Source organism: Kordiimonas gwangyangensis DSM 19435 = JCM 12864 (genome assembly GCF_000375545.1).
Classification (GTDB): domain Bacteria; phylum Pseudomonadota; class Alphaproteobacteria; order Sphingomonadales; family Kordiimonadaceae; genus Kordiimonas; species Kordiimonas gwangyangensis.
In genome coordinates this window covers 614,482-626,322 of the sequence record NZ_AQXF01000002.1, presented here as the reverse complement: position 1 = coordinate 626,322, position 11,841 = coordinate 614,482, and the positions used below count along the sequence as shown (strand labels likewise).

General features: G+C 58.0%; 12 protein-coding genes. 6 read left to right on the top strand and 6 right to left on the bottom strand.

Annotation, left to right across the window (positions count from 1 at the left end; genetic code table 11):
* Position 1: 1 nt before the first annotated feature.
* From B150_RS0107945 to B150_RS20170, 6 genes are all read right to left on the bottom strand, one after another.
* Positions 2–499 (bottom strand): TRAP transporter small permease subunit, encoded by a 498-nt coding sequence (locus tag B150_RS0107945; protein ID WP_020399376.1) that lies wholly within the window; start codon positions 497–499, stop codon positions 2–4.
* A 3-nt stretch (positions 500–502) separates the two neighbouring features.
* A complete protein-coding gene (locus B150_RS0107940; RefSeq protein ID WP_155859980.1) occupies positions 503–1,633 on the bottom strand; it encodes a TRAP transporter substrate-binding protein in 1,131 nt (376 codons plus the stop codon).
* A 177-nt stretch (positions 1,634–1,810) separates the two neighbouring features.
* Positions 1,811–2,548 carry an arginyltransferase gene (locus tag B150_RS0107935; RefSeq protein WP_020399374.1) on the bottom strand — a complete coding sequence of 246 codons (738 nt, stop codon included), beginning with the start codon at positions 2,546–2,548 and terminating at the stop codon, positions 1,811–1,813.
* A gap of 20 nt (positions 2,549–2,568) precedes the next feature.
* Positions 2,569–4,401: an SLC13 family permease gene (locus B150_RS0107930; protein WP_020399373.1), complete on the bottom strand. Its 1,833-nt coding sequence runs from the start codon at positions 4,399–4,401 to the stop codon at positions 2,569–2,571.
* Between the two features lie 133 nt (positions 4,402–4,534).
* A complete protein-coding gene (locus B150_RS0107925) occupies positions 4,535–5,443 on the bottom strand; it encodes a flagellar motor protein MotB (protein WP_026168270.1) in 909 nt (302 codons plus the stop codon).
* A gap of 63 nt (positions 5,444–5,506) precedes the next feature.
* Complete coding sequence (locus tag B150_RS20170) at positions 5,507–7,960, bottom strand: penicillin acylase family protein (protein WP_020399371.1); 2,454 nt, start codon at positions 7,958–7,960, stop codon at positions 5,507–5,509.
* A gap of 140 nt (positions 7,961–8,100) precedes the next feature.
* On the opposite strand from B150_RS20170, the gene B150_RS0107915 reads away from it, so the two are divergent.
* The 6 genes from B150_RS0107915 to rpsD all read left to right on the top strand — a co-directional run bounded on the left by B150_RS0107915 (position 8,101) and on the right by rpsD (position 11,810).
* Positions 8,101–8,985 carry an NAD(P)-dependent oxidoreductase gene (locus B150_RS0107915; RefSeq protein WP_020399370.1) on the top strand — a complete coding sequence of 295 codons (885 nt, stop codon included), beginning with the start codon at positions 8,101–8,103 and terminating at the stop codon, positions 8,983–8,985.
* Positions 8,986–9,082: 97 nt separating this feature from the next.
* Complete coding sequence (locus B150_RS0107910) at positions 9,083–9,337, top strand: metal-sensitive transcriptional regulator (protein ID WP_020399369.1); 255 nt, start codon at positions 9,083–9,085, stop codon at positions 9,335–9,337.
* Positions 9,338–9,353: 16 nt separating this feature from the next.
* Positions 9,354–9,887: a rhodanese-like domain-containing protein gene (locus B150_RS0107905; protein ID WP_020399368.1), complete on the top strand. Its 534-nt coding sequence runs from the start codon at positions 9,354–9,356 to the stop codon at positions 9,885–9,887.
* 151 nt (positions 9,888–10,038) lie between these two features.
* Positions 10,039–10,827, top strand: a complete 789-nt coding sequence (locus B150_RS0107900; protein ID WP_155859979.1) for a hypothetical protein — start codon at positions 10,039–10,041, stop codon at positions 10,825–10,827.
* A complete protein-coding gene (locus tag B150_RS0107895) occupies positions 10,824–11,033 on the top strand; it encodes a hypothetical protein (RefSeq protein WP_020399366.1) in 210 nt (69 codons plus the stop codon). The genes B150_RS0107900 and B150_RS0107895 overlap by 4 nt, the downstream gene beginning before the upstream one ends.
* Before the next feature lie 165 nt (positions 11,034–11,198).
* Complete coding sequence (gene rpsD, locus B150_RS0107890) at positions 11,199–11,810, top strand: 30S ribosomal protein S4 (RefSeq protein ID WP_020399365.1); 612 nt, start codon at positions 11,199–11,201, stop codon at positions 11,808–11,810.
* Positions 11,811–11,841 lie beyond the last annotated feature (31 nt).

Genomic DNA, 11,841 nt, shown 5'->3' with positions numbered 1-11,841 from the left:
CCTAACGCTCCATCAGCTTGGCGGTGTTACGCATGAGATCCGCGAGCGCATGCAGGCTGAGCGTGAGCGCGAACAGCAGAAGCGTGGCCTTGAGGATATAGACGTAAGGCAGCCCGCTTGCTTCCACGCTGGTTTCGCCAATTGCCCAGCTATCGAGCACGAAGGGCACTGCCGACATCCAGAAAAGGATGAGGAACGGGATGAGAAGCAACAAGGTGCCCAGAAGATTGACGACGGCTTTGCCGCGTTCCGAGAATTTGGAATAGAAAATATCCACGCGCACGTGCTCACCGCGCACAGCCGTATACCCCGCGCCGCCAAGGAACATGACAGCGTTGATATACTGCAGGCTTTCCTGAAGCTGGATGCTGCCAGAGGCAAAGACATAAACCATCAGCACGACAGCAAACTGCACAAGCACCAGCGCGAGCGGCAGGATTGCAAGAACCTGTCCGCTCTTTTCCGAAAAAGCGTCAATCGCGGCAACGATGCGGTGCATGGCTTAGCTGTCGATCAGGCTGCGGGCGTGGGCAAAGGCTTGCTCGGAAATCGCACCCCAGCGTATACCTTCGGCGCGTGCCTTGTGGAAGCTTTCGAACACACGGGCGGTCAGGTCGTCGGTCTTGGCGGCATCGGCCAGCACTTCCGCCGACAGCTTGCCAAGCGCGATCAGGATATCGTCGCTGAATTTCTTGAGCTTCACGCCATGTTCGTTCACGAGGGTATCGAGCGCGCGGGCGTTGTTCGCATTAAATTCGGCAAACATGATATCATTCTCAGCTGCGGCCGCCGCACGAATGATTTCCTGCTCACGTGGGCCCATGTCGTCCCAAAGGTCTTTATTCAGGCCGAGGGAGAGCGACGCACCCGGCTCGTGGATGCCGGGGTAATAATAGTTTTTCACAATGGTGTGGAAGCCGAAGGCGAGGTCGTTCCAAGGCCCGATCCACTCGCTCGCATCAATGTTGCCCTGGCTGAGAGCCTGGAAAATCTCACCGCCCTGTTTGGTCACAGGGGTTGCGCCAAGACGTTTCATCACTTCACCGCCAAGGCCGGGCATACGGATACGCAAGCCTTGAAAATCCTCAACGCTGTTGATGTCCTTCTGGAACCAGCCACCCATCTGCACGCCTGTGTTGCCCGCGAGGAAGGGTTTGATATTGAAGCGGCCCGAGAGTTCGTCCCACAGTTCCTGCCCGCCACCAAAGCGGACCCATGCATTCATTTCCTGCGCTGTCATGCCCATGGGCACTGCGGCGAAGAAGTTGAAAGCGGGCGACTTGCCCTGCCAATAATATTCGGCGGCGTGGTACATGTCCGCCTTGCCCTGGCTCACGGCGTCAAAACCGCCAAGTGCACCCACCAGTTCACCGGCGGCATAGACCTTGACGGTGATGGAGCCGTCAGACAGCGCTTCAATGCGCTTTGCGAGACGCTCAACACCCGTGCCAAGGCCGGGGAAATTCTTCGGCCAGCTGGTAACCATCTTGAGTTGGCGCTGTTTGGAGATGACGGCAGGCCCGCCCGCGCACTCTTTTGCTTCGCTTGAACAGGCGGAGAGGAGGGCCGCACTGCCGGCAAGGGCGACACCGCCCAGAAGTTTGCGTCGGCTCAGGCCGTTTTCAGGCTGCATGCTGTTTTTTGTTTTTGTTGCTGATGGCTGCTGATGCGTGGCTTTTTTGCGCAAGACGCTACTCCCCCTAACCAAAAATCCTGACGGCCGGTCGTGCCTTCCAGCGCGGGTAATCTCGTGCTCCGGACCGCCGGGCCACAGTATAAAGCGGGAACGTCGCGGGGCAAGAGAAGACGGTTATTTTGCCTCGTCTTCGGGCGTAATTTCGTACCAGCCGTTTTGCCCAAGCCTTTCAAGCGGCCTGAAGCGGCCCTTGTAGCTCATCTTGGGGCTGCCTTTGACCCAATAACCCAAATAAACATAAGGCTGATTCGCGCGGCGGGCACGTTCGATATGGTCGAAAATCAGATAGGTGCCAAGGCTGCGGGCAGCCTCGGAGGTCTCGTAAAAGCTATAGATCATAGACAGGCCGTCGGAGAGTTCATCCGTCAGCGCCGTGGCCATCAACTTGCTGTCGATCGCGCGGCGGTATTCCACCAGCACAGTCTGTACCGGGCTGGTTTCCACCATGTCCTTGAATTCTTCCGCGCTCATGTCCGCCATGGTGCCGTCAGCGTGGCGAGCGTTCAGGTAATTGGCGAGAAGCTGATATTGTTCGTCCGTCACCACGGGCGGGCGCACTTCGGCCTTGAGGTCTGTGTTGGCTTTCGCGACCCGGCGCAGGGAGCGCGTGGGGCGGAAGTCCTTGACCCTGACCCTAACGGAAACACATTCCGAGCAGCCTTCACACGCCGGACGGTAGACAACAGACTGGCTGCGCCGAAAACCCACACGGCCAAGCGCTTCATTGAGCGCGGCAGCGTCCGGGCCTTTCAGTTCCGTGAAAACCTTGCGCTCCACCTTGCCGTCCAGATAGGGGCAGGGTGACGGTGCGGTCACGTAGAACTTCGGGAATTGCAGCCCCTGGTCGGTCATGGGCGGAAACCTCTCCTTCCTTAGAAGAGGTTATAATACCACGGAATGAACAAGGTGAAAGTCATCCAGATAACAAATATGAGAGGCGTGCCCACGCGCATGAAATCAACGAAGCGGTAATGACCCGGTGCCATGACGAGCAAGTTGGTCTGATAGCTCATGGGCGTGGCGAAACTACAGTTCGCACCGAAGATCACCGCGAGCAGGAACGGCATGGGCTCAACACCCAGTTCCGAAGCGATGGAAACGGCAATCGGTGTGAACAGAACCGCCGTTGCGTTGTTCGACAGCACGTTGGTGAGCATGGCAATGAGCAGGAAGAAGCCCGAAAGCAGAACCCAAACAGGTGCGCCGCGCAGGCCCTCAATGACGGCATGGGCAAGCCATGTAGCACCACCCGTGGCCTGCATGGCAGCACCGAGCGCGAGTGCGGCACCCACAATGGTGAAGACGCGGCGGTCAATGGCACGGCCGGCCTGACGCACGTTCAGGCAGCGGGTGACCATCATCAGCGTGGCACCAATGAGGGAGGCCACCACAATCGGCATGATCTCGAGCGCTGCGACGGTCACGACGCCCGCAAAAATGGCTAGCGCGCGCCAGGCATATTCCTGCATCGGTACGTCGCTGGCGGACGATTCCATGAGGAGCACGTCGCGGTTGTCACGGAGCGCAAGCACAGCCGAGCGCGAACCCATCACCAAAAGCACATCACCCGCCTCAAGGCGCAGCATGGAAAGTGCGGCGCGGATCATGCGGCTGCGGCGCTGTACGCCGAGCACCGAGACGCCTGTTTCAGCCCGGAAACCCGTTTGCGCGAGTGTGCGGCCATCCATGCGCGACGCGGGTGCGATCACGGCTTCCGCAATCACGCGGCGTTCGCCTGCCTTGTCGTCCACATCCTCGCCTTCCGCGCTTGAAACGAGGTCGGGGGAGGCATTGAGGAGGTCTGTCATCACAGACCGCGTCGCGGCCACCAGCACAACGTCACCAACCTGCAAGGTGATATCGTCGTAAGGTGGCAGCAATTTCTCGCGCCCGCGCTCAATCATGCGAACCGTGACTTCCTTGAGGCCGGGGAACATGCCAGCAACTGCGGTTTGGCCCACAAGGCCGTTATCGGGTGTAAGCTCCATCTGGAACAGGAACTGCTTGCCGCCACCACCGGCAAGACGTTTGGCGATGCCCGCGCGGTCTACAAGCAGGCGCGGTGCGATGGTCACCACATAAAGGAAGCCGACAAAGGCCATCACGGCACCCGGCACGGTAAAGTCAAAGAAGCCGATAGATGGGCCGCCAACCTGTTCATAGGCGCCGATGGCGAGGAGGTTGGTGCTGGAGCCGATCTTGGTCATGTTGCCGCCGAGGATGGCAACAAAGCTGAGCGGCATCATCACCAGCGCGACTTTTTTGCCAAGCCGTTCGGCAAGCGCCGCCAGAATTGGGATAAAGATCACGACCACAGGGGTGTTGTTGAGGACCGCCGAGATCACCATCACCACAACAAAGCAGGCCAGAATAACAGTGCGAGGTGAGTTTTTGCCGAGCCTGACAAGTGTTCGCGCCGGGCCATTGAGGGCCCCTGTCTGCACAAGCCCTTGCCCGACGACAAGCAGGGCCATGATGGTGATCAGCGCGGGGTCAGCGAAGCCTTGCAGCAGGTCACGGACGGTGATCAGTTGTTTGCCGTCATCGCCATATAGCGGCACAATCTCGAAAAGCGCGAGCAAAAGTGCGACCGTCGCTATGGACGAGATTTCAAGCGGAATCTTGTCATAGGCATAGGCCACAATGGCGCCCAGCACGATGGCGAAGGTCAGCCACATTTGAATGGTTGGTACAACAAGATCCATAAAACGAGGGATTTCCGTTTGCCTGATGCCCGCTGTTGCGGCGAACCGCGCGAGACTCGTGTCCTTAGCAATTTTTACCGTCCCACCACGGGGGCGACAAGGCAAAATTCCTGATGAGCGGCTATGCGTGCGCTTAGTTGCTGTTTGTCAGGTTAGGGGGAACCACCGGTGCTTCACGCAGCACAAGTACGGTAATGCGGCGGTTTTCCGTACGGTTAGGCTGGTCAGGATACAGTGGATCGGTGCCTGCTTTACCAATAACCTCGGAGATACGGTCAGTGGAAACACCGGCCACATCAAGCTCACGCCGGGCCGAGTTGGCGCGGTTCGCGCTCAGTTCCCAGTTGCTTTCGCCCTGCGGGCCGAAATAAACGCTGCCGTCAGTGTGCCCAAGGATGGTCACGCGGTTTGGCAGGGTCTGGATCGACTTGCCGATTTCCTGCAGCATCTTTTTCGCGAATTCATAAAGCTCGTCCGTGCCGGATTTGAACATGGCGCGGCGGTCTTTGTCGATCAGCTGGATTTTCATGCCTTCTTCAGTGATTTCCATGATCAACTGATCAGAGACCTTGGCGAGCTCAGGCGATTGCTGGATCGCGAGGCGCAGTTGTTCCTGCAGCTGGCTGAAGGTGGCATCCTGCTGGGCCTTGATCCGCTCTGACAGTTTGTCCCCGTAACCACCATCCTCTGCGGAGCCGGTCTTTTTGCCTTGATCTGGCCCCGACTGCGGCGGTCCCGGAACGCTGATGGCAACAATCTGCGACGGGTTGGAGCCCATCGAGTCAGAGGAGGGCGCGTTGATAGCCTCCGCCCCCGTGCGGCCCGAAACGGCAGCTGTTGTGGGCGAGAAATAGTCGGCTAGGCCTGCCAGCGTTTCTGGCGGTGCCACGTTCAGGAGCCACAGCAGCATGAAGAAGGCCATCATCGCAGTGGTGAAGTCGGCATAGGCCACTTTCCAGGCACCGCCATGGTGGCCGCCGCCTGAAACTTTCTTCACCTTCTTGATGATAGGACGAACATCATTGTCGTCTTTTTTCGCCACTTCAGTCTCCCGAACCACGTGATCTACCGCTCAGGATAGTCACTAACTTTCCTTATGTTAAGGTTAATCTGTTGCCTTCGGGTTAATGACCAGCACCTGATTTGCGCCTTTGGTCACCGGCCCCGACGTCGGGATGGTGATATAGTCACCACTTTTCCACAGCCGGAACATGTCCTTGAAGTTCGCCGAAAGCGGGTTGCCGCTTTGCCCTGTCGGGATGACATAGAGCGAACGGTCAAGGTCCGAGAGGTCGAAGATACCGCGGTAGCTTGGGCCGAAGCTTGAGGTGTTCAGGTCTTTTTCGCTCTCGCTCACACCTGCCACATTGATGGTGTTGCGGCTGCCGCCAATGGGTGTCTTTATTTCGAAAAAGTCTTTGATGAAAGGCGCTTGGCTCATGGGCCTGTGAGTTTGGGTGAGCGTGTGTTCCACGCCCCAGTCCCATGTTTCCCAGTCCCCCTTCATTCGGGTGGCAAGCGTGTCCATCGCCTCAAGGAAGGCGGCTTTCGCAAGCTCCGGGCAGGTCTCAACCTTGTCTTCCGTCGTCACGTCATCGCACCACAGCAGGGCTTCATCCTCCGGCATGGCGGGCAGGTGGTAATAGTCTGCGCTCAGGTCAGGGCGTTCGTCTTCCGGCAGGCTGTAATAAAGGCTGTCACGCAAAAGGCGGGATTTGATCGAGGTATAGTCGCCCGCCATGTCGCCTAGTTCATCAGCCATCAGTTTGCGTTGATAGGTGCGCATGAATTCATGGAAAATGAGCGGCTCGGTGCGGCGGGCATCCATGGTGCCGTCCCAGTTCAGGACAGCATTGGCGGCCGGGTGTACATCACGCAGGTGATGCCTCAGCACATAAACCATATCCCGCGCCATGTCTGACGTGATGTCATGGTGCAGGTGCTTGAAGGTGCCGGTGGTGTGCTTGGGTACGCTTTTCAGTTCCGCACGGATGCGGTTGCCGCGGTAGGGCAGCGCCCAGTCACGCGTTATGAAATGCGGATAATCCTCATCCACGATCTTCTCGTTCGCGGTCGCGATGATGCCACCATCGGGGTTATAACGCGTGGGCAGGTCGTCATAGGAGACATAGCCTTCCCAGTCGTACTTCGCGTCCCAGCCCGGTGAGGGCAGGCGGCCCATAATCTCGTTCCCCGGCTTGCGCACGGGCACGAGGGCGGGAGCGTAATAGCCAATATTGCCGTCCACATCGGCGTAGATCATATTCTGTTCCGGGCCGAAATAGTGGCGGCCAGCGGTTTTGAAGCTTTCAAAGTCGGTTGCGCTTGCAAGCCCGCGCAAGCCCGCCACGGCAAAGTCGGTCTCATTCAGCGCGGTCCAGCGCAGCGCCAGCACATACCCTTCGCGCACAAACTCGCCGCTCGTGCCCACAACGTCGCTCACGACCGGCCCATGCCGGGTTTCCTTGACTGTCAGCACCACGTCGTCCGCGTCCTTCACCTTTATGATCTCTTCGCGCGTGACGAAGTCAGCGGGGCCGTCCGGGGTGAGGTAGCTTTTGCCGTCCTCCAGAACCTTCTCCACATAAAGGTCCTGAATGTCGGGGTAGGTATTGGTGAAGCCCCAGGCAATGCGGTCATTGCGGCCAAGGATAATGGACGGCGTACCGGGGAAGCTGACACCCACAAGGTTCGCGCCTGTGGTGGTGTTGTTCAGCCGCACCAGATACCAGATGCTGGGTGTGGTGAGGCCAAGGTGCGGGTCGTTGGCCAGCAGCGGTTTGCCGCTTTGGGTATGGTCGCCGCTCACGACCCAGTTGTTGGAGCCGTAACCTTCGGGCATCTCTTCGCCCACAAGGGCAATGGCGCTCTCGATATTGGTTTCACCGTAGATGGCAGCAAGGTCAGGCAGCGGGGTTTCAATTTCACCCGGATAGCTGGGGTAGAGGCTTTGAACATGTGCGGGGCTCAGTTTGGTGAGGAGGCGGGCGCGCGCGAGTTCCGAACGCATGTTGCCCGACAGATCAAGCCACATCATCTTCTGCCATACGAGTGTATCCACCGGCTCCCAGCGGGTGGGGGTAGTGCCGGTCAGCACAAATTCTGGCGGCCACGCGCCCTTGTGGCTGTCGATATAGGCGTTGACGCCGGCGGCATAAGCTTCAAGCGCCGTGCGGGTTTCATCATCCACATGTTTAAGTGCGCTTTCCGCCGCTTCCGTGAAACCGAGGGTGCGGAAATATTTATCGAAGCCAAGGCCAGCCTCACCCAGTACCTCGGCCACGCGGCCATGACCGATGCGGCGGTTCATTTCCATCTGCCAAAGGCGATCCTGCGCGTGCACAAAGCCCATGCCGAAATAGAGGTCATTGTCGGATGCTGCCGCGATATGCGGCACACCATGTTTGTGCCGCGCGATGGTGATGGGGGCGGATGGGCCATTCAGCTCAATAGTGCCTTCAGCCTGTGGCAGGCTGCTCCTGAGCCATGCAAAGCCTAGAAGGCCAACAAGGGCCAGGAATGAAAAGACAAAAATCGACCAGAATTTAAGCGCGCGCATGCTTTTTACGCTCCCCCAATGATGCCTACTGGACATAGCGCCCCGTGGCCCTTACCAAGTTACCGGACCGTATCAAGCACCTTACATACTGGACGGTCAAGTCCGGTAAAGCGGGTGGCAGCGCAGGAAGGAAATCAATCATGGCAACAGTAGCATTCTTGGGCCTAGGCGTTATGGGCTTTCCCATGGCAGGGCATCTCGCGAAGGCGGGGCATAATGTCACGGTATATAACCGCACCGGTGAGAAGGCCGAAAAATGGCTGGAAACTTACGCTGACGACGCAGCGGGCGAGCTTTACACCGCACCAACCCCCGCCGGTGCCGCGGCAGATGCAGACATCGTTTTTGCCTGCGTGGGCGCGGACAAGGATGTCGCTGAAGTCTGTGTCGGCGAAGAGGGCGCTTTTTCTGCCATGAAGGAAGGCGCTATTTTTGTTGACCACACCACAGCATCGGCCGACTGCGCGCGCACCATGGCGGTTGCAGCACAAAAAGCCGGCCTTGCGTTCATTGATGCGCCGGTTTCTGGCGGTGAAGCGGGGGCTGTGAACGGTGTGCTGACCGTGATGTGCGGCGGCGACACGGCAGCGTTCGAGAAGGCCGAGCCTGTGATGCAGGCTTACGCCAAGTCCGTGAAGCTGCTGGGCGCGGCGGGTGCGGGCCAGCTTACCAAAATGGTGAATCAGATCTGTATCGCAGGCGTTGTACAGGGCCTCGCGGAAGCGCTGCATTTCGCCATGGAAGCCGGGCTTGACGCCAAGGCCGTGGTGGACGTGATCTCGAAGGGTGCCGCACAAAGCTGGCAGATGGAAAACCGTGCCTCCACCATGATCGACGGCAAGTTCGACTTCGGCTTCGCCGTTGACTGGATGCGCAAGGACCTTGGTATCGTGCTGAGTGAAGCCAACAGCATGGGCGTTTCGCTGCCCGTCACTGCCCTTGTCGACCAGTTTTACTGCGACGTCCAGAAAATGGGCGGTAACAGGAACGACACCTCGAGCCTCATCCGCCGCTTTCGGGGGTAGAGCAGCAAACAAATTCAGGGGGTGGCGCGGGCTGCCCCTTGTATTTTTTATCTTCATCATTATACTATAGGGGGTATAGTATTTAAAAGGTGATCCCATGATCGGTGACAAAGACAGAACGGCGATGATCAATCGCCTTGCGCGCATTGAAGGGCAGCTTCGCGGCATTCAGAAGATGATGGCCGCGGATACGCCGGACTGCGAGAAGGTGGCGCAGCAAATGAGTGCGGCAAGGAAGGCGCTCGACAAAGCCGGGCACACCATGCTGGCGTGCATGGTGGAAGCGCACATCAAAGCCGGTGATGAAAGCAGTCTCGACGATCTCGGGCAACTCATCAGTAAATACGCGTGAACGGAGTGTGAAAGTCATGAACAACCTCAAAAAAATTCCAGCAGCAGAATTCAAAGCGCTGCGCGACAAGAAGGGCGACCTTCATGTGATTGATGTGCGCACCGGTGCGGAATACACCGCCTGCCACGTAAAAGGTGCAAAACATTATCCGCTGCAGGACCTGGCGCCCGGTGAAGTGCTTCAGGGCGTGGGCGGCAATGACGAGCCGATCTATGTGCTCTGCAAAGCCGGTGGCCGCGCGCAGAAGGCAGCTGAGGCGCTCGCACCAACCACCACCCGTGATATTGTGGTCGTGGAAGGTGGCACCGATGCCTGTGTTGCCTGCGGGGTTGACGTAAATGCGCGCGAAGGCGGTGTCATCTCGCTTGAGCGGCAGGTACGTATTGCAGCGGGGGCGTTGGTGCTCACCGGTGTGCTGCTCGGCTGGTTTGTGGCACCGGGCTTTTTCGCGCTGTCCGGCTTTGTCGGCGCAGGGCTGATGTTTGCCGGTATCACCGATACATGCGCCATGGGCATGATGCTCGCGCGTATGCCGTGGAACAACGCCTGATATGATGGTCAGGCCCTGCGGTGAGCGCCGCTCGGAAGCGTCGCAATCGGCGGGATCTGACCTAATTATCTTATAATTGTAGCAGTACACCTTCAGGTGTTATCATTCTCCCGGGAACGTGGGCGACCCGATCGCTCCGAGGGGGACTATCATGAAACATCAGGTATGTGTGACTTTGTCAGCTTTGCTCCTCGCCGCCTGTACAACAACCACAGGCACAGGACGTGGGCCAGCATCCTATCCGTCGGCCGATATCTCTGGCGGTGGCATTCAGTCCAACAGATATGCAATCCGTAATTTTGTCGGATATGGTGCCCAGAGATCGATGTCTGTGGACGGCTTGGCTTATGTGGCATTCCCTGAACGCCCCGCTACAGATGAGGAATATGCGCGGCGCCGGATGATCTGTGAAGCCTATGTGCTTGCTTTCAGTTCGTCTGCCGAGGCAAGCGGACTTCCGGGCAAAAAGTTTGTCACCCTTTGGCCGCTCATTGACGACGGCGTAGCGGAATATCTCGTTGCACGGTCTGGTCAGCAGATTGTGGATGCCGGTGATTGTGCAGGGGCAGTCAATTTCTATGACTATGTTGCAGCAATGGAGGTAATCTCATCTGCGCGCCGCTCGAAAGACGAGCCGGCGCTTGAAGGGAGGGGGCCTTTCCTGCTGGCTTGGTCGCCGGCTAACGAGAAAGGTCAACCGGGCGCTTTGGCGCTTGTGCTGGATTTCTCCCGAGTGGAAGAGCGTGAGAATGTCGTCCGCCTGATGCGCAAATGGCGAAATGACATCATTACCGAACCAAGCCTTTGGGATAACGGCTGGAGCGTGCTTGAGCTCAAGGTTGCCATCACTGAGATGCTGGAAAGTATTGGCCCCGGTCTCGTGACTTTCTCAAACTGGCTGCTTGCGGATGAGGATGAGGAAGAAAGGACTGTGCAATGACCAGGAAATTCGGCCTGCCTGCTCTCTGCGGGATTTTAATTGCCACGATGCTATATTGGTGGCTGGATTTCGGCTTCTCCGAACCGGCAACCTTCGCACTCTATTTTATTGCAGTTGCCGTGGCTGAGATTGTGGCTTCAGTGGTGCGTGCAGGGCGCGGAACTGAGGGCGGCGCAGCAGCGGAGGAGCATGAAGCGCAGGGGTAGGGCGGATTTCCGCGCATTTTGGTTGACAAAGGTACGGCTTCCCTATATCTCCCGCCCGTTAATGAATGGTTCTGGCAATAACGCTAAGAACCGCACGGGTACCATAGTGCACTGGTTTTCGGACAGCACACCGCCCGTGGCGCTTATTTGAAAGGAGCGATTCGCATGTCCAAGCGTATCCAAGCGAAATATAAAATTGACCGCCGTATGGGCGAAAACATCTGGGGCCGCGCTAAGTCCCCGGTGAACAATCGTGAATACGGCCCGGGTCAACACGGTCAGCGCCGCAAAGGCAAACTGTCTGACTTCGGTATCCAGCTTCGTGCAAAGCAGAAGCTGAAAGGCTACTACGGCAACATCACCGAGAAACAGTTCCGTCGTTACTACGATGAAGCTGTACGCCTTCGCGGCGACACCGGTGAGCAACTGATCGGTATTCTTGAGTGCCGTCTGGATGCCGTTGTATACCGTGCCAAGTTTGTACCGACCGTGTTCTCCGCACGTCAGTTCGTGAACCACGGCCACGTTCTCGTGAACGGCAAGCGTTGTAACATCCCGTCCCGTCTGCTGAAGGCTGGTGACGTTGTCGAGATCCGCGAAAAATCCCGCGGTGTTCCGATGGTGATTGAAGCACAACAAAGCCCAGAGCGTGAAGTTCCGGAATACATCGCAGTAGACGGCTTCAAAGCTACCTACGTACGTATCCCGACGCTCGACGAAGTACCGTACCCGGTTATCATGGAACCAAACCTCGTGGTGGAATTCTACTCCCGTTAATCCGGGGGCAGGGCCGACCGAGGCACTGGAC